This window comes from Pseudanabaena sp. CCNP1317 (assembly GCF_034931345.1).
In the GTDB taxonomy this organism is placed as follows: Bacteria; Cyanobacteriota; Cyanobacteriia; order Pseudanabaenales; family Pseudanabaenaceae; genus Pseudanabaena; species Pseudanabaena galeata.
Window position 1 is genome coordinate 12,217 of record NZ_JAYGIF010000153.1, and the last position, 19,253, is coordinate 31,469.

Here is a 19,253-nt window from a genome sequence, read left to right on the forward strand (position 1 = left end):
AATGCATCGTATTGCCACTATTTCAGGGGGCTGGAACCAGTCCACCGACAGCGTTGTTTTTGTTGATCAGCAACCTGCACCGATTGTGATCATCACGGCTGCGGATACGGATATCCAAACCCTTGCGGCGGCTACTGCGAACTTGCCTGAAGATTTTCCGCAAATTCGTGTGGTGAATGTCTTGCAGTTGCAGCAACAAATTGCGATCGATACCTATGCAGAAGAGGTCTTGGCAAGTGCCAAGGTGATTATTGTGCGATTGATTGGGGGACAGTCTTACTGGAGTTATGGATTAGAAGTAGTTAAGGAAACTGTGGCGAATACGGGTGCAGTTTTGATTGTATTACCGGGGGATGAGCGTCCTGATCCGAGCTTAACGAGTCATTCCACAACCTCGCTAACTTTGGTGAATCAGGCTTGGCAATATTTTATTGAAGCAGGGGTTAGTAATTATCAGAATTTATTGAAGTTCATTGCTAAGGAATTTTTAGAAATAGCGATCGCATATCAAATACCTCAGTCAGTGCCTCGGATTGGGATATTTGATCCCCCCCAGCCCCCCTTGAGAAAGGGGGGAGAATTTGATCCCCCCCAGCCCCCCTTGAGAAAGGGGGGAGAAGAATTTTCTTCTTCCCCCTTTTTAAGGGGGATTGAGGGGGATCTCGGATTAGTGGCGATTCTTTTTTATCGCGCTCATTATTTATCGGGAAATACGGGAGCGATCGCGGCTTTATGTGAGTCATTGCGAGAACGTAATCTCAAACCTTTACCCATTTATGTTTCATCTTTAAAGGAGCCTGATGTACAAGCAGAGTTAATTCGCTATTGTTTACATGAATCTGGTCAAAAAGTTGATGTGATTCTAAATACGACTAGCTTCTCTTTGGCAAGTTTAAAAACCGATACGCCACAGGTTGATCTTTGGGAAGCTTTGAACGTGCCTGTGTTTCAGGTGATTTTTAGTGGTGGGCTTAAGAAAACTTGGGCGAATGGTACACAGGGACTAAATCCTCGCGATATGGCGATGAATGTGGTGTTGCCTGAAGTTGATGGCAGGATTATTACAAGGGCAGTTTCCTTTAAAGCGATGCAGGGACAGAATCTCGCTTTGCAAACGGAGGTGTTGACCTATGAACCTGTGCGATCGCGAATTAATTTTGTGGCTGATCTGGCGGCGAAATGGATAAAACTAAAGCACACGGATGTAGGCGATCGCAAAATTGCGCTGATTCTTGCTAATTATCCTAATCGTGATGGCAGGTTAGCCAATGGAGTTGGTTTAGATACTCCTGCCAGTTGTTTAGAGATTCTCAAAGCTTTGCGAAGCTCAGGCTATGGCGTTGGTGAGATTCCTGAAACTAGCGATGAATTGATGAAGTTACTAACTACAGGTGTAACCAACGATCGCGAATCCTTTGGAATGCGTCAGATTAATCAATCTTTAGCGTTAGAAGATTATCAAAACTATTTTCAGAATTTGCCTGAGCCTGTGCAAAATGGAATTCAGTCAAGATGGAATCAGCCGAAATGTGAGAAAGAATTTGCGATCGCTGGTATGCAGTTTGGCAATATTTTTGTCGGTATTCAGCCATCTCGTGGCTATGACCTTGATCCGACACTCAATTACCATGCGCCAGATTTAGAGCCAACCCATGACTATATGGCTTTCTATCATTGGGTGCGCGACAAGTTTAACGCCCATGCGATCGCCCACATCGGCAAACATGGCAATCTCGAATGGCTCCCCGGAAAAAGCGTGGCACTATCAGAAAATTGCTATCCTGAAGCCGCCTTTGGTGCGATGCCCCATTTCTATCCCTTTATTGTCAATGACCCTGGGGAAGGTTCTCAAGCAAAAAGGCGATCGCAAGCGGTAATTCTCGATCACCTCACGCCGCCGATGACTCGCGCTGAGCTATACGGTGGCTTGCAGCAATTAGAAGGCTTAATCGATGAATATTACGAAGCGGAAACCCTTGATCCTGCGAGATTGCCAATGGTGCGATCGCGATTAACTGAGTTAATCAAGCAAGAAAATCTACATCAAGATTTAGGAATTTCCCTAGACCGTTTAGAAGATTCTCTTAATACGATTCTCACGACCGCCGATGGTTATCTCTGCGAAATTAAGGAGGCTCAAATCCGTGATGGGTTGCATATTTTTGGGCTATGTCCAGAAGGGCGACAGTTACGGGATTTGGTAGTAGCGATCGCCCGAAATCCTACGGCTAATCGGATGGGTCTGACTAGGGCGATCGCGCAGGATTGGGGTTTAGATTTTGATCCTTTAACAGCGGATTTAGGGGAATTACTTGAGCCAAAATCACATCCACGTTTAGTGAATTGTCGGATTATTGGCGATGCAGTTGAAGTTATAGAGGAGTATGCTGCGGAGTTGGTGGCACAGATTTCTGAAGAGATCCCCCCTACCCCCCTTGCAAAGGGGGGCAAGATTGCAATTGAAGAAATCTATATTAGTAGCAAAAGGTCTGAAGTCCCCCTTTATAAGGGGGATTTAGGGGGATCTAGTGGAGATTTTAAAATGGCAAAGATTCCCCTTGTCCAAGTGGGTAAGATTGCGGCAGAACTAACATGGATTCGCGATCGCCTCTTACCCTCTCTCTACAAAACCAATCAAGAAATCACTAATCTATTGCGTGGGTTAAATGGCGAATATGTCCCCAGTGGTGCTTCGGGTGCGCCGACTAGAGGTAGACCAGAGGTGTTACCTACTGGACGGAATTTCTATTCGGTGGATATTCGGGCTGTGCCGACGGAAACTGCTTGGGATATTGGGCGCAAGGCTGCGGATGTGTTGATCGAAACCTATACTCAAGAACATGGCGAATATCCGCAAACCTTGGGGCTATCGATTTGGGGAACTTCGACAATGCGAACGGGAGGTGATGATCTTGCTGAAGCTCTTGCTTTATTGGGTGTCCAACCTGTTTGGGATGGCGTATCGCGCCGCGTGGTGGATTTTGAGATTTTGCCCTTATCAATCTTAGGTCGTCCCCGTGTTGACGTAACTTTGAGAATCTCAGGATTCTTTAGAGATGCATTCCCAAATCTCATCGATTTATTTGATAGTGCAGTGAATGCTGTCGCTAATCTCAATGAACCTGCGGATCAAAATCCCTTAGCGGCAAAAGTTCAAGCAGAATCTGCACAATGGCAAAGAGAAGGATTGACAACTGTACAGGCAGAAGAGCGATCGCGTTATCGAGTGTTCGGCTCCAAGCCGAGTGCCTATGGTGCGGGTTTGCAAGGTTTAATCGAGTCACAAAACTGGGAAAGTGAGCAAGATTTAGCGCGAGCCTATATCAATTGGAGTGCCTACGCCTACACCAGTAAATCCGAGGGTAAATCCGCTCCTGAAGCCTTTAATCAACGGCTCAGTAACATGCAAATCGTACTGCAAAATCAGGATAATCGCGAGCATGATATTCTCGATTCTGATGATTATTATCAGTTTCAGGGTGGGATGACTGCCGCAATCAAATCCATATCGGGCAATGCTCCAGAGGTGTATTTTGGCGATAACTCACGGATGGCGCAGCCCAAGGTTCGTAAATTGAGTGAAGAGATTGCGCGGGTTTATCGATCGCGTGTTGTTAATCCCAAATGGATCGCAGGTGCAATGCGTCACGGCTATAAAGGAGCTTTTGAGATGTCGGCAACTCTTGATTATCTATTTGCCTATGATGCTACGACTAACTGCGTTTCCGACTTCATGTATGAGGGGGTTGCGGAGGCATATATTTTTAATCCTGAAGTTCAGAATTTTATTAAATCTAGCAATCCTTGGGCATTGCGAGATATGTCGGAACGTTTGCTAGAAGCGAATCAACGCGGGATGTGGCAAGATGTGAGTGCGGATATGTTGGATCGCTTAAAGGCGATCGCTAATGATGCTGAAGGTGCGATCGAATCGCAAACATAAATGCCTCTATAGCAATCCTAAATGGGTTGTGAGAGTGCGCCCCTTCGGGGCGCACTCTCACAACCCATTTAGGATTGCTATTTGGCTGCACCAATACAAGTAGCGGCGCTACTTGTATTTTGGGTTTTATGTCCTAAACAAATCTTTGATTGCCATATATCTTAAAAACCTGTGAAATTGAGGTTAAAATAAAGCCCATTTTCTTGGGCAGTATTCCGACTATTTGGCACAGAAATCAAAGGAATACCATAGTCGAGTCGGACATCTAAAGTATTCCCAATCCGCCAACGCAGACCCAAACCAGTACCTAATAATGTATTGGAACTAGAGTTAGCTCCTCCAGAACTTGTCCATACGGCGGCAGCATCAATAAATGGCACAAGCTGCAATAAACCTTCCCATTCAGGAACACGCAAGATTGGCACTCGCATCTCTGCGGATAGATTTAGTCCATTATCGCCAAGCAGTACATCTTGACGATAGCCGCGTAGGGTATCCTGTCCACCAAAGCCAATTTGCTCTGAAGGTAGTAGGGCGCGATCGCCAAATTGCAGATCACCTCGTAGTAACAGAAAAGTATCAGGTGCTAGTAGATTTACATACTGCGACTGTCCACGCCATGAAACAAAGCGACTATCAGGAAAGGTAGTATTCAAATTAGAACCTAATACGCCACCTAGTCCTAGACTAAACTGCGATCGCAAAGAAATTACTGACTGACTAGAGCGCTGTGTAAATTCTTGAAAGGCGCGTAAAACCGTAGTTTTAGTTACGCCATTATCATCTGCTCCTGCGGACAAAGGAAATGGAATCTTTAACAAACTAGTTAAACTTTCGCGATAGGAAGCCGTGAAACCGATTGCTATTTCTTGACTAGGGGTTTGCTCAATGGGTTGACGAAAAGTCAGGTCATAGGATGTGGAATTCGCATAGATATCCAATATATTAAAAGGCTTTTCCAGAACGTTACTATTACCATTATTAAACGCAAAAGCGATCGAGCCATTGTAGGGATTGATCGGTAGCATATAGCTAAGATCATAGGAATTACTTCCATCGGTATTACTATAGGCAATATTCAGTGTATCGCCCAATCCCGTTAAATTCGCTTCACTAATTTGAACCTTGCGACGCAATGAACCAACGCTAGGAGCGCGATTGTTATCCAGAGATAGTTGCACTTCTAAAGATTTTGCTTCTTTAAGCCGCACTTCCAGAATGTTCTGTCCAGCGCGTGTTCCTGCTGATAGCTCTGCGGATATGCTGGCAATTAAGGGATTGATTTGGAGAACTTGGAGGGCTTGAATCAAGCGATCGCGGTTTAGGGGTGCGCCTGTCGCAATATTCATCCGCGATCGCACATAATCTGGACTTAACCGTTCAACTCCAGTTACTTTTATATCTTCCAGCCCTCCTTCAATTACCTGAATCTGCACCACCCCATTCTGTAAGTTTTGGGTAGGAATAAAGGCTCCTGACGTTATATACCCTCGGCTTATATATAGATCTGTAACCTGCGATCGCGCTTTCAGCAGTTCTGAAAAAGTGATTGGTCGCTTAGTAAAAGGACTCAGAATCTGATCAATTTCTGCTTTCGTAAATACGGTGCTGCCTAAAACCTCAAATCGATTGACTGTAATCGTTCCAGTTACAGGCACTTCTTTTTGAGGCGTGACAGGCTCGCGTGAAGGGTTTAGCAACTCATCGGGGGATGGGAGCGGTGCTGGGGTCTGGGTTGGTAATTGTGGCGAAGGCGATCGCAGAGTGGGCGTAATGATTTGTGGTGTTAAGGAGTTAGCTCGATCTGTTTGAGCCAATATGGGCAATGTAAACGCGACAAAGCTAGTTAAGCCTAGCCCTGTATAAACCATTGCCCTAAAAATTATTGATTTTTTTGTGAAAGTTTTTTTCTGTTCGCTTAACCATCCATGAAGTTCCAGCATAACAACAAGCACCTACATGACTGCAATAGTGGATTGGTTGGACAGCAATTTACTAGGCTTTGGTCATTTGATCAAGTATTTGAGTAGACAAGGGGCTTAAAGCCCCTTGTCTACTCAAATACTTGACACACCATGCAAATTTTCACCCCCCTCAGTCCCCCTTTCAAGGGGGGAAGCCTAAGTTCTCCCCCTTGAAAGGGGGAGTTAGAGGGGGTTCTAGAATTTGGTGCATCAAGTATATCAACGTCTTGTTAAAACCCAAGAAACCTTTAAAAGTTTTGCAAAGCAAAACTTTTAAAGGTTTCTTGGGTCAGGTTTTAGCGCAAAGCGCTTAATTAATTTGGCGGGTCATCAAATTCGCAAGATTAGCTAAAGCCTTGAAACCGCGTTTCATTTTTTGCTTACGTTGAATCTTGCGAAGAATATTGACCACAGCCTCAAGATCATGGTCATCATCTGGAGGTTTTTTGGCGCGGATCTGCTTGAAGGGTAAAATAATCCCGAAATGAACAGCAGCATTGCAAAAAGCATTGAGCATAGCCCGTTCAGGCGCATGAACTCCGATTGTAGAAGATCCCACCTGAATTAAACAGCCCTTATCGCTACCAGTTGCCTCACGGGTAATGTCACCCACGGTTAGTAAACAACGCATTGTAATGTAGTCCGACACTGCTACAGGCGAGGAAAAGCTAACCTGCCATTTATCTTTATGTGCATCCAGACGTGAACAAAGCATTTGCCAAACCGCAAAGAACTCGGAGGAAGCATTTTTGCCGACAATATTCTCAGATATACCAAAGGAACGAGCCTTAGAAGCTGACAAAGATAGGATCGGAGCAGAAGAATCAGGAAAGCGAGCCATAGACAAGACCAAAAACTCTTTGATTAATGTACGTTAATCAAAGCTAAATGTCATCTCTGATTTATAGCTAAAATCTTGCTTTAAATTGTTTAATCAATATTTTTACTGCTTTTTTCTAGCTCTGTATCTCAATAGCTTAGATTCTTACTACAAAGCATGAATTACGTTAGTGACTACTCCCCAAATATGTAATTCCACATTTTCGTCAATTTCAATGGGCTGAAAACTAGGGTTTTCGGGCATCAACCATAATTTATTGCGATGCTTACGCAAGCGTTTCACGGTTAATTCTCCATTGACGACAGCAATGACCACCTTGCCGCTAATCGGCTCTAGGGCGCGATCGACTACCAGTAAGTCACGCGGATGAATACCTGCATCTTGCATCGAATCCCCAACAACGCGCACTAAAAACGTAGATTCGGGATGTTTAACAAGATGGTGATTGAGATCAATTTTGCCTTCGATATAATCCTCCGTGGGGGCAGGAAATCCTGCGGCAACGGGATTGAGATAGAGTGGCACGCGGCATTTAATATTATTATTGTCCGTCTTAAAGATAGATGAGACAATAGTTGATGGTTCTACCTGTTGAGGATCTCTGGCGAGAGCTTCTAAAATTTCATCAGCAAGGCTGACGGGTAAGCGAACGGCTTTAGTTGTTTCGTTATATTTGCCAGTACCCACAGGACGACCTGCTCCCTGACGTTTTCCACCTCGTGGCATAGTATTTCTCCCAAATTTATTTGCATTTGTCACTGCGATCGCTACAGTTTCATGAATATTGTACGCTAATCATATAATTTAACTATCTAAAAATGACAGATATTATAGCTATCGCCAATCTTATTACAGCAATTACCGATCAAACAAACCCCAAGAAGCGCTGCCACTCGCTTCTTGGGGTTTGATTTGTCCTAATAATGACGACAGCTATAAGTGCTTTTCTAAAACAAATTACTAAAATCTCGCAAAAATCTCGCGATATATCCTTGAGGAGCAATGGAGATTAACTGATGCTCCTTGATATAGAAATATGTGCCAAAAACTAACCCAAGCACAATGAAAATACTGGAAAAAATCACGCGAATCCATCGAATAGTATTCATAAAGTTTAGTGTGTAATCTGGTGGATGATTAAAGCGCTCCCCATAGTCAAGACAAAAAAGTATAAAAGTTAAGACAAAAAGTTAATCACTCGACCATTGTCTCGGACTTTGAGCACTAAACAGTCCAGAAATACGATCGGATAAACGGCATCAAGGGGACGGTAGGGCGCATTGCTTTACTTCATCAATTACCTCATCAGTGACATTGGAAATGAGGGTTGGTGATACCTCGACACCATACATTTCTTGCAACTGGATATCCCTGACACTCAGACCTCGCGCATACAGGGCAATTATCTTCTCATCTAGTCCTGACAAGTGGCTTTGTCCTTTCTTCACCAGGTATGGTTCAAACTCCCCTTGCCGATCGCGAGGGACAGCGATTTCAGCTACGCCGAAGTCGAGTGGCTATATCATTTTCTATCGAGTGAACGAGAACTTAATAGAGATTCTCTGAGTGGTAAGTGGATATAGAGATTTAGCTTCTTTATTCATAGGAAGTAATGGTATAGATTAGCGATCGCCATATCAGACGATGGTTTAACTAGGGCTTGCTGAAAAAGCTTTATGTTCAGGAATCATAGTGTTTCAGCAAAAAGTCATATTAAAATATTTTTTGTAAGTAGGCTATCATAATAGGCTGGGAGATATATTGGTTTATCTTAATGAGTGTCGAAAACTTGCTGAATGATGAGTATATTAGCCGTAAAGCTGAAGAATTTACTAATAACCTAAGGCAATCTGTCGCAAAAGCTCATAACGAAGAAGATATTAAAATTGCAGCAGAATCACAAATTCGGCAGTTAGCCAAAGAAGCCAACTTAGAACTAGAAGCGAAATATGAATTTACAGTTGCCAAGGGAAGAATTGATTCCGCCTATGATCGCGTATTTATAGAGTATAAAAATCCTAAAAGTAGCGATCGCCTTTCTGCAAACCCAAATGACAAGGGTAATAAAAAAGTTGTTGAACAAATAAAAAGTCGCTTTGCAGGACTGAAAGAAGATTTAGGACATCCACCAGAATCATTGTTTGGGGTTGGTTGTGACGGTAACTACTTTATTTTCGTTCGCTATCGTAACCAGCAATGGGATGTCCAAGATCCAGTAGAAGTTAATAAATATACATCCGAAAGATTTCTTAGGGTTCTATTTAACTTAGGCATATCAGGTAAGCCTTTTGTGCCTGAATATTTAGCCCAAGATTTTGGTTCTGAGGGAACAGTTGCTCAATCTGGTATTAAAACCCTTTATGAAACGATCTGCAATACGGACAATCCAAAAGCACAAACATTTTTTCAACAGTGGAAAATTCTCTTTGGACAAGTTTGTGGATATGATGTCAATATTCCATCTGAAAAAATAATTCAACTAGGAGAGTTTTATGGGATTGAGGGTGATCATAATACTTTAAAAGCACCTGAGCTACTATTTTCTGTCCATAGTTACTATGCCCTATTCATTAAGCTATTGGCGGCTGAAATTGTTTCTCTTTCTCAAAGTTTTACGACTTCTCCTCATAAAAAGATGTTGAGGGCAGCAACATCTAAAAAATTAAAACAAGAGTTAGAAGATTTAGAATCTGGCAGTATCTTTAAGAAACTAAATATTGTCAACTTTTTAGAAGGAGATTTATTTGCTTGGTATTTATGGGCATGGAATGAGCCTATTGAAGAGCTAATTAGGGAAATGGTTCGTAAATTAGACGAGTACAATCCTGCTACGCTTTCGGAAGAACCTGCAAAAAGTCGTGACTTACTCAAGAAACTATATCAACAGCTTTTCCCTAAATCTCTGCGTCATGATCTTGGTGAATATTACACCCCAGATTGGTTAGCAGAACATACGCTTAACCGTTTAGAGTACGATGGCAATCCTGACCAAAGATTGCTCGATCCTTCGTGTGGTTCAGGAACTTTTTTGGTAATGACCATTGCTAAAATTCGGCATTTTTATGAAGAGCATCGAGAAGATTGTAATTTTGAAGAAGAAGAACTATGTCAGAAGATTCTCAATAATGTCATTGGATTTGATCTTAATCCACTCGCAGTAATGGCAGCTAGAACTAATTATTTAGTTGCCATTCGTGATTTAATTCGTTATGTAGATAGAATTGAGATTCCTATATATTTATGTGACTCGATAATGACTCCTTCTGAGTATGGTAGTGGTCGTCTTTTGACAGAGACAGGCTTAGCTGTAGATCAGATCGGCTCTACTAAAGAGCTAAAAACTGCGGTTGCTAATTTCTATGTTCCCACTGAAATTACTACTAGTTGTGAATTGGTGAGTAAATACGCTCAAGCCTTAGAAGATTGCGTTAAAAATGGCAATTCTCAAGCTGAATTTATTGAATACTGCCAAGATGAAGGGCTTCCTATACAAGCCCAACATGTCCATGAAGGACTATATAGAGAAATGGTCAGACTAGATCAAGTGAATCAGAACGGAATCTGGGCAAGAATTATTAAAAATGCGTTTGCACCTTTATTTATCGGTAAAGTTGATTTTGTAATCGGTAATCCACCTTGGGTAAATTATGAGCATTTACCTGCTGATTATCGCGATGCAATGGCTTCCATTTGGAATCGTTACGAGCTATTTCCTAAAGGTGGCTGGAAAGCTAGATTTGCTAAAGGCAATACAGATTTAGCGATGATTTTTACTTATTCAGCGATCGATAATTACTTAAAAGAAAATGGCAAATTAGGCTTTGTTTTAACTCAAAGTGTATTTCAATCTAGCTCGGCTAGTGGTTATCGAAGATTCAAAATACATATTAACAAAAAATTTAATATTCAATTAGTTGATGATATGAGCAGTTTTCAGCCGTTTGATGGTGCAACTAATAGAACTGCAATTTTAGTTTGTACTTTAGATCGTAAAGGTACTTCTTATCCAGTTCCTTATACTGTCTGGTATTTAAAAAATAGAGTTTCTATTTCTAGTGATAATTCGCTAGAAATAGCTCTCAAAAATACAGAGCGACAACAAAAAGTAGCCTATCCAATTACTGATGAACAAAGCCCTTGGATGGTTTTGCCTGAAGCTATTAGTAAAAAAACTATTGAAAAAATTCAAAAAGGGCAGCAAGAGTATAAAGCTTGGAAGGGATCAGATACTAGAGGTGGTAATGGGTTATTTTGGCTACAACCACTCCATAAAAAGATGAAGACTGTGATATGTAGAAACACTCCAGAATTTTCAAAAAAGAAACCGCCAGAAGTTACAGAAGCCTTCGATGCAGATTTGCTTTATCCCCTTTTGAAAGGGAAAGAAGTGTCAAAATGGCATACTCAACCAGAATATGCATTGCTGTACCCGCATAAAGGAGATAGTGCTATTCCAGAAAATGAAATGAAGCGTAAATATTCAAAGACCTATGCTTATTTTCATAAAATGCGAGAGTATTTAACTAAAAGAAAAATGTATGATCTTTCAAGAAGAGATCTAGCTTTTTATTCCTTGTTTGAGACAGGTGAATTTTTAGTCAAGCCTTATAAAGTGGTGTGGAAAGAAATATCCTCATACTTTTATTGTGCTGTACAGGGGGGATTTTCACATGAAATGTTAACTAATACAATTGTTATTCCCGATCACAAACTTGTGATTATCCCCTTTGAAGATTCGGTGGAAGCTCATTATGTTTGTGGATGTTTAAACTCTAGTCCCGCCAGATTTGTCGCTAGTACATATATTGTCAGCACACAAATTTCTACTCACATCCTCGAATATATTAAAGTTCCTAAATTTAGTGAAAATAATCCATTACATCTACAAATTGCAGAAATATCTGAGCAATGTCATGAACAAACTAGTAATAGGAATAGCGAACAAGTATTGAATTTAGAAGCAGATCTAGATAGATTTACGGCTAAACTTTGGAAACTTACTGATAAGGAATTAAAGGTAATTCAAGATGCTTTGGTAAATTCGCAGAAGTCTAAAAATACTAGGACAAAGATTATGGATGAAGATTAGGATGATTTAGCATATTTCTGAATGTGAGAATCGGTTAGAACTTGAGGAGAAGAAACAACGGTCATAAGGCGATCGCCTACGTTCTCTGATATAGCAATTCTTGCCCTAGTGAGGTATGCATGATTTTATTACAACCTATACTGAACAAGGTGCTTAAACCCCTTACCTGTACCTCATTAGTGTCGGGATTGCTATAAAAAACAAGAATTTGAAAAATCTCTCTCTGTTTAATCCAGAGTAAAATCGTCCCATCCCATTAAATAAAGAATATCTAAATAGGGCTTGATGAAAAAGTAATTAGGTAGCAGGAAGAAGGCAAGTAGAAAAAGCAGACCACAGGACAGGCAAGGCAGGAAATCGCCGAAATCGGTAAGAGATAGCAGAAAAGATAAAAAACGACTTCCCAAATTGAAAAATAAAGTACTGTCGGCAAAGCATAAACCAAGCAAAAAATAAAAAAGCAAGCTGCTTGAGCAGCGCCTCTAGATTCATTACCAAAAAGGTGATAGCGATCGCCGTTTCCGAAGTATTTACCAACTTGGTCATGACCCGATTTAAACTGAACCGTCGTTTAGCCTGACCAAACTTACCTTCAATTTGATTGCGAATCTTAGCATCGGCGAAGGTTTGCTTGCGAATAGCCGCCACATCATCGGGTACAGGTCTGCCCAAACGCGGAGCCGTAATCCGAATACCCAGATTTTGACAATAGTCGCGATTGCTACGAGTGCGGTAAATCTGGTCAACATAGACCGCTTCAGGATAATGTCCAAAGCGAGATTTAAACAATTCTACTTGCTGCTCCAAATCTCCAGATTCATTGAAGTTATCCCAACTGAGATGGTCGAGAAATGCATGACCATCCACACAACTAACCGAGAGTTTAGCGCCAAATTCCACGGGTGTTCCAGACTTACCTCTGACAATTGGACGCACATGGGGTTGCGTAATACTGACGATACGGTCGTCTATACGATGACAACCTTGCTCGTACATCAATTGTTGTTGTCGATATACTTCACTGACCACCAGTAAGGAGCAAAATTACATTAAATTTTTGCAGTGTAGATATCACTATTGAATTAGAAGCGATCTCCACATAAGAGCGATCGCCCAAGACCTTCTAAATTTAAAGCTTTATGTCAAGAGACTTGAGTATTTACCGCAATATCGTGTTCTTAGCCCTAGTCACGATTTTTACAACCTAATTAATTTAATCGTCTCTCTATTCTTTTGATGTCTTCTTGGTATTCCTCTAAATTAGCTTTTACCTGATTAAGAAATCTTCTATTATCAAGACTCATTCCACCATTTTGTTCTACATATTCTTGTATAGTTTTTTGACTAAAAACATATTGTGCTACATGAAGATTAATTTTTCCTCCTGTCAATTCAGTAAAATTTTGACCATACTTAGGAATATGACTAAATCCACTTTCCGTATTTTTCTCAACAGCTAGTAATTTTTCTACATCTAATAGATAAATTGTTAATTTATCTTTTGTTTTTATAAGTAAATCTTGATCACCAGAACTCAATTTTGTTTTTTGTAATAGATTAATTTTCTCTTCTGCAAATTTTTTTAAATCTTGATCTATAAATTGATCTACCAGCAGTCTTATTCCTTTACCTAGAAATTCCTTTCCCTGAGATACTGCTAGCTGACCGCGAGAAAGAACAGAATGATGATGGCGATCGCCACTATTATTAGAGCGATCGCCAAGAGAAAATTTGTTTGTTGTCCCCCTTTTTCTACTATATCTTCCCATACCCCTGACTCTGACTTGACTAGGCTAGATACGCTGCGCCAAATGTGAGCTTTTCTTAATGTGTCCTCTGACTTTATTCCAGTTACAACAACTAATAACTCATAGCCAGAAGGCAGATCGGACTTCTGTAGCTCTTCAGCCAGAAGACTTTTCAACTCTTGAGAGTTTTTAGCAATTTTAATTGTTTTATCTGGGACATTATCCGAACTCTCAGGTTTAAATGAATCCAAAATAGACTTGCTTAAACCTTCAAATTGCGGTTTCTCAAATGTAAATCCTTGTGTTCCATCTAGTTGAATTAGTTGATCAACTTGTCTGGTTAGATCAACTTGTTTGGTTAGATCATCTCTGTCTCGCAAAGCTTCAACGGCGATCGCTCTTAACATTTTCTCATTCTCATCATTCTCTTCACATACCCAAGCTACAGAATGCCGAATAGGGCGATCGCGGAAATCTTTTTTCTCAGGCGAACTGAGATCGGTTACGAGTAGGAATAAATTGCCATCAAATCTAGCTAAAACTAGAGATGGCGAATCATTTTGAATATAACTACTAACCTTGCTTAAATATGTTGGCAATTCTGGCATCCAGCAGTATCCGAAATCTGGAGAATAACCACGACTCTGCACATAAATATTCATAAACAATCTCCTATAAGGTTTGATAGATATTTAAAGACTGAACCAAGAATTGCCCTGTAATATCGCAAAGCCTCCATTAGATTTACATCCTTGCGATAGCTCTCTTATTGCTTTTACTAGGGCATCATCCATGCTAAATATATCTCGTAAAAAATTAAAGAAACCCCAATTACGATTATTGGACAGATGAAGCTTTAGCAAAAATCGCAAAAGATATCGTAGGGGCTGCTCACTATCTTTTGGACTATACCGTGCATCATGGCTCGTTTTCCGAAACATAAAGTGAGGAGAGTCTTCTCTCATCTCAATTCGTGAAAAGACAACACTGCCAACTGTTTGGACAGGAGTAATTACGGCAGATATATATGGCGATAGTGATTCAGAGCCAAATAAGTCAAGTAGACCTTTATATTCCTCTTTGATTTTGGCGATTAATTCTAAAGCTGACTTTTCGTTTTGCATATACTTTTCACAACGCACAGGTGCGAAAATCACTAATCTTGGAGAATCGAGATCTTGATAACCAGCTTCAAAAAGATTCCTAATTTGTTGGGGACGATTGATTCTGTCATGATATTTACCATTTTTTTCCATTAATGCAGGAGCATCTATCGCAACCAAAACAGCCACACATTCAGTCAACAAATTTTTAACAAATTGCCTTCGCACCTGTTTTTGTTCTGGGGTAACTCCTTTCTCGTCAAAATGATACTCTCCTGGATAATCACGAAAATTTAATTGTAGAGAAGGCGATTTCCCTTTTCGACCAAGCCCAAAGTTAAAAGATCGTAGATTATCTGGTTCGCCTTTTGTTGAACCGATTCCCCCCTTAGCCTCAAAGTCATCCAATAAACTTTTTAACTCAATCAATCTTTCCTGTAAGATTCCTGAACTTTCTTCATCTGGGGTAAGTAGGAGATCGGTTGTACCAATATTGTTGGCAAACTGTTCATACATAGCCGTTAGAAGACTAGTTTTTCCTACACCAGTAGAGCCGAGCATTGTAATTTTGAGTTCTTGCATGGTGATACTTCCCCTATTTCAATAATTTAATTAAATGATCTTGATTTGCTGATCTCGCTTTGTCCACGACAGTCAGCCATTCTCGCCTTAATCGAGAATTTTCTCCTAGCTTTTCAAACTCAGATGCCCAGATATCTGAGCGAACTTCTTGCAGAAAAATCAGCCATTCTTTATACACATCTTTAGCGCGAAGAACTCGATCAACAAATTCCTCAACGATCGCATAGGCAGCTTGACTCGGTTCACAAAGTAACTCCTCTAACGCAGATTCACACTCATAAAGTGCTTCAGCGTGAAGAGTTTGCAAATTAACTAAAATTTCTTGAGCCGATGGTGAGCTAGACAAACGAAGCGTTGCATCGTCAGGAGTCAGTCTATCTAAATGTTTACGAATTCTATGTTGAATTAATCCACGATAGGACAGATTAAAACTGGCAAGAATATTGAAACCTAACTTGAGTCCAGCTAAATCTGCTGGCAAAATATTCTCAATATCAGACAAAAATTCACTGCCCTGCTTGTCGGTTAACGCACTCAACTTACCTACTTTGCTCAATATATCTACAACCTGAGCCTTAATTCCTTCAAGAGATTGTTTCAATCCATCATCTAAAGACAAGAAATGTTGAGACAAATGAGCGCGGATTTCATGAAGGTACTTTTCATAAGCAATACCATAGGCAGCTACCTTAGCACGGCTTACCTTAATATCTTCAATAGATGGAATGCCCGTATCCTCTTTACATTTCTGTATTGCAGCATTGACTTGATTTTTAAAATCAATATCCTGAACGTCACGCTGACATCGTAATTCTCGCAGTAAACCCTCTAAACCAACAGTTAAATCTTCCCAAAGTTGATCAAACAAATTAACAAAAACTGGAAACCAACTATCTCCTTTGGAGCTAATCCCCAAAGCTGTTTTAGCTTTCTCAATCTCTGTCTTTGCAGCACTTTGCAATCTGGTCAGTCTATCTTGGCAATTAGTTGCATACTGTTGATCTAATCCAGCTATATTTTCAGTCAAATATCTTAGGATAGGATCAAGAATCTCCTTATTTGCTTCGTCTGCATTTGTACAATCAGCAACAATTGTTTGAACAACTTTGATTCCATTCTTTGTGCTTGAGTTTGACAATTCGTGACATAATGCGCTGTTGTCAGAACCTTGATTAATCTGATTCAAAACAAAAAAAGACCACAAATGAATTGGTAAATCAGTTAAAGCCGAACGCGCTATATCATAAAGACTTACATCAACATCTTGCCAATTATCCCCTAAAGGATCTGGCTTCTTAACAAACATCACTACATCAATATCTTGACCCAAGATTTGAATTAAGCGTTTATCGTCCCCCAACCTAGTATTTCCTAATCCTGGCATATCTACTAGAGTAATCTGCCCAACATCGCTCTGGGGAAAGGAACAAACTATCTTAACTTCCCTAACTGCAAAGAAGTTAAAAAATTTCTCCTTACCGTCAATAGAGTACTGAGCAACATATTCACGAACTTGCTCCTTAGAAATGCGATGGGGTGATGCTTGAGAGAATAAGTGCTTATACTTGTCAAAATTTATGTGATATTCACTCAGATTTTTATATATCGCCTTCACCTCTGCCGAAGCATCCGAGTGTATTGATGGTAAGTTTCTTGCAAACTCTTCGACAGTAAACGGTTTTATTCCTAGATTCAGCTTTTCGTAGTAAGGATGTATGACCTCATCCAAAAAAGAACGCTCTGAATGAAACCAAACTTCACCATATGTTTCAACGTTGGGATTATGGTGTATGGTGCTGCGAACAGCCGTACAGTCTGTTAGAGATCCTGTCGGAATTTCATCAGAGAGTCCAGATAAGCTTTGCAACAATCGGCTTTTCCCCTGTCTAGCCCGTCCAATCACGCCGATATTAAGCGTATTGCGTGAAAAACGATTTTTTAGTTTACCTAAAGCCCCTAGTTCTTCATTAATACTAGATTGAATATCTGTAAGGTTAATTTCTCGTAATCGCCCAATGCTCTCAAGATCATCAACTTTTGATATTAATTGACTACGATATTTATCTAGATCCTGTAATGCTAAAGCAATAGTTTTGAGATTTGATTCTACCTCTGCCACTTTTCTAGCAAGAGGTTTTCGTTTTTCAAGAATGTTTATAATTTGAGAAGTTCTACCAGTAGCCATGTATTGCACTAGAATTTAGTTTTTGAAAAACAGTACATTGATTTATAGCCCCATTTTAAGGACTCCTTAATCTTACCTATAATTTAGGATAAGCCACGCAATTATACTATTAATTTCATAAAAATTTAGGTGGTTATGCAAACGATTTTAAAATTGCAATTGCCTAAAATAAATGCTTCCCAAACACAGACATAGGTAAAACTAAAAGGAGAAAGAATATACGTGATCGCCTACGTTCTCTGATCTCTAGTACAAAACAAGAATTTGAAAAATCTCTCTCTGTTTGATCCAGAGTAAAATCGTCCCACCCCATTAAATAAGGAATATCTAAATATGCTATTACAACGCATCACCATAGACTGGAATACCTGTCATGGCAAACCCTGCATCAGAGGTTTGCGCTATCCTGTCGAGATGATTTTAGAACTCCTCAGTTCAGGCATGACCACCGAAGAAATCCTAGAAGACTATGACGATCTAGAGCGAGATGATATTTTTGCAGTCCTAGCCTATACCACAAAACTTAGCCAAGTAAAAAGCATCCACAAAGTTCTTGTATGAAATTTCTCATTGATGCTCAACTACCCGTGCGATTATCCTATCTTTTAAAATCAATGGGACATGATGCAATCCATACCAAAGAATTAGCGTTCTTTGATTGAAATGTCGCGAGATTCAGTCATCGTTCATCAGTAAGGCGATAATAGTAGCAATGCAAGAGATAGCTAGGACAAATCAAAACCCAAAAGATGAGTGGCGGCGCGAAGCGCCGCCACTCATCTTTTGGGTTTTATGTCCTGAGCAAAACTTACATTGCTATAGTAGCAAGAAAAAGTTGATCGCCTATGTTCTCTAATCTAAGAGCAAAAAACAAGAATTTGAAAACACTCTAAGGAGATAAACGACCATTCTCAAAAGTTATGAAACAACCTATGGAAATGGACAAATTAAATGGCTATCCGAACAACCAGAGATCACCTCTGCCATAAATATTGTGACCAACATCGAAGAAACTAAACCCCAAATAAAACGCCGTTTTCCCATCCCTGACATGGCTGGCAAAGTGAAAATCTTAGGCGATATCGTCAGCCCCATTGTCTATGAGATTGCCTTAGCCCAAAATCGAAAATGGTCATCGCTCAGCATTAGCTAATCGTAAATCAAATCTAAAAAGATAAAGGCAGTGCGAAGCACTGCCTTTATCTTTTTAGATTTGATAAAAAATGGTGCAAGCATTACTCGCAACATTTTTTATTTTGAAATATTTAGAACAAGCCTAAAGTCAAAGACTTGTCGATGGGCATAGTGGACCCAATTCCTAACCAAAGAGTAACCGCAGTACCAAATAGAAATACAGCCATTGCTACAGGACGACGGAAAGGATTTTGGAACTTGTTTACATTCTCAATGAAAGGAATGAGAATCAAGCCAACAGGAATCAAACTTTGGAGCAGTACGCCCAACAGTTTGTTAGGAACAATCCGCAAAATTTGGAATGCAGGATATAAGAACCACTCTGGCAAAATTTCCAAAGGAGTTGCGAAAGGATTAGCGGGTTCGCCGACCATCGTGGGGTCAAGCACTGCTAAACCAGTAATCAAAGCGATCGTGCCAGTAATTACAACAGGGAACATATACAACAGGTCATTTGGCCAAGCTGGTTCGCCATAGTAGTTGTGACCCATGTTCTTTTCCAACTTCGCACGCAAAATTGGATCGTTTAAATCAGGGAGCTTCTCAGTCTTTGCCATGTTATTGCTTTATTTATTGCGTTATGGTTTTCTAAAATTATCTAATA

The 19,253-nt window shown here is 40.3% G+C and carries 14 protein-coding genes and 3 pseudogenes; 6 read left to right on the forward strand and 11 right to left on the reverse strand.

Translation table 11 applies throughout. The features are described from left to right. Position 1 precedes the first annotated feature (1 nt). Positions 2 to 3,943, forward strand: coding sequence for a cobaltochelatase subunit CobN (gene cobN / locus VB775_RS23775; RefSeq protein WP_281008948.1), 3,942 nt, complete (start codon positions 2 to 4; stop codon positions 3,941 to 3,943). A 161-nt stretch (positions 3,944 to 4,104) separates the two neighbouring features. Here cobN and VB775_RS23780 read toward each other — a convergent pair whose 3' ends face one another. The 5 genes and pseudogenes from VB775_RS23780 to VB775_RS23800 all read right to left on the reverse strand — a co-directional run. Next, on the reverse strand, positions 4,105 to 5,886 hold the full coding sequence (locus VB775_RS23780; RefSeq protein WP_281008949.1) for a ShlB/FhaC/HecB family hemolysin secretion/activation protein: 1,782 nt from the start codon (positions 5,884 to 5,886) through the stop codon (positions 4,105 to 4,107). A 331-nt stretch (positions 5,887 to 6,217) separates the two neighbouring features. Further along, positions 6,218 to 6,748 (reverse strand): hypothetical protein, encoded by a 531-nt coding sequence (locus VB775_RS23785; RefSeq protein WP_281008950.1) that lies wholly within the window; start codon positions 6,746 to 6,748, stop codon positions 6,218 to 6,220. Positions 6,749 to 6,895: 147 nt separating this feature from the next. After that, positions 6,896 to 7,474: a LexA family protein gene (locus tag VB775_RS23790; RefSeq protein ID WP_190579617.1), complete on the reverse strand. Its 579-nt coding sequence runs from the start codon at positions 7,472 to 7,474 to the stop codon at positions 6,896 to 6,898. A 221-nt stretch (positions 7,475 to 7,695) separates the two neighbouring features. Next, positions 7,696 to 7,857, reverse strand: a complete 162-nt coding sequence (locus VB775_RS23795; RefSeq protein WP_281008951.1) for a hypothetical protein — start codon at positions 7,855 to 7,857, stop codon at positions 7,696 to 7,698. A 98-nt stretch (positions 7,858 to 7,955) separates the two neighbouring features. Then, a pseudogene (locus tag VB775_RS23800) lies at positions 7,956 to 8,259 on the reverse strand (transposase); the annotation flags it as partial. 263 nt (positions 8,260 to 8,522) lie between these two features. On the opposite strand from VB775_RS23800, the gene VB775_RS23805 reads away from it, so the two are divergent. Further along, positions 8,523 to 11,837, forward strand: a complete 3,315-nt coding sequence (locus tag VB775_RS23805) for an Eco57I restriction-modification methylase domain-containing protein (protein ID WP_281008952.1) — start codon at positions 8,523 to 8,525, stop codon at positions 11,835 to 11,837. Between the two features lie 297 nt (positions 11,838 to 12,134). On the opposite strand, the pseudogene VB775_RS23810 reads toward VB775_RS23805, so the two are convergent. From VB775_RS23810 to VB775_RS23830, 5 genes and pseudogenes are all read right to left on the reverse strand, one after another. Next, positions 12,135 to 12,872: pseudogene (locus tag VB775_RS23810) on the reverse strand (transposase); the annotation flags it as partial. A gap of 173 nt (positions 12,873 to 13,045) precedes the next feature. Further along, entirely contained in the window at positions 13,046 to 13,606 is a 561-nt protein-coding gene (locus VB775_RS23815) for a hypothetical protein (RefSeq protein ID WP_281008953.1), read from the reverse strand. Then, positions 13,495 to 14,247, reverse strand: coding sequence for a hypothetical protein (locus VB775_RS23820; RefSeq protein WP_281008954.1), 753 nt, complete (start codon positions 14,245 to 14,247; stop codon positions 13,495 to 13,497). The genes VB775_RS23815 and VB775_RS23820 overlap by 112 nt, the downstream gene beginning before the upstream one ends. 30 nt (positions 14,248 to 14,277) lie before the next feature. Continuing rightward, on the reverse strand, positions 14,278 to 15,270 hold the full coding sequence (locus VB775_RS23825; protein WP_281008955.1) for a hypothetical protein: 993 nt from the start codon (positions 15,268 to 15,270) through the stop codon (positions 14,278 to 14,280). 13 nt (positions 15,271 to 15,283) lie between these two features. Continuing rightward, entirely contained in the window at positions 15,284 to 17,455 is a 2,172-nt protein-coding gene (locus tag VB775_RS23830) for a hypothetical protein (protein WP_323216985.1), read from the reverse strand. Between the two features lie 333 nt (positions 17,456 to 17,788). Between VB775_RS23830 and VB775_RS23835 the strand changes: the two genes are divergently transcribed. The 4 genes and pseudogenes from VB775_RS23835 to VB775_RS23850 all read left to right on the forward strand — a co-directional run bounded on the left by VB775_RS23835 (position 17,789) and on the right by VB775_RS23850 (position 18,608). Continuing rightward, complete coding sequence (locus tag VB775_RS23835; protein WP_281008957.1) at positions 17,789 to 18,016, forward strand: DUF433 domain-containing protein; 228 nt, start codon at positions 17,789 to 17,791, stop codon at positions 18,014 to 18,016. Then, positions 18,013 to 18,102: pseudogene (locus VB775_RS23840) on the forward strand (DUF5615 family PIN-like protein); the annotation flags it as partial. The gene VB775_RS23835 and the pseudogene VB775_RS23840, both read left to right, overlap by 4 nt. 65 nt (positions 18,103 to 18,167) lie before the next feature. Further along, complete coding sequence (locus VB775_RS23845; protein WP_281008959.1) at positions 18,168 to 18,311, forward strand: hypothetical protein; 144 nt, start codon at positions 18,168 to 18,170, stop codon at positions 18,309 to 18,311. 138 nt (positions 18,312 to 18,449) lie between these two features. Beyond that, the gene (locus tag VB775_RS23850; RefSeq protein ID WP_281008960.1) at positions 18,450 to 18,608 is read left to right on the forward strand and encodes a hypothetical protein; all 159 of its coding nucleotides are present in this window, start codon (positions 18,450 to 18,452) and stop codon (positions 18,606 to 18,608) included. Positions 18,609 to 18,720: 112 nt separating this feature from the next. Here VB775_RS23850 and petD read toward each other — a convergent pair whose 3' ends face one another. Then, positions 18,721 to 19,206 carry a cytochrome b6-f complex subunit IV gene (gene petD, locus VB775_RS23855; RefSeq protein WP_094528536.1) on the reverse strand — a complete coding sequence of 162 codons (486 nt, stop codon included), beginning with the start codon at positions 19,204 to 19,206 and terminating at the stop codon, positions 18,721 to 18,723. Positions 19,207 to 19,253 lie beyond the last annotated feature (47 nt).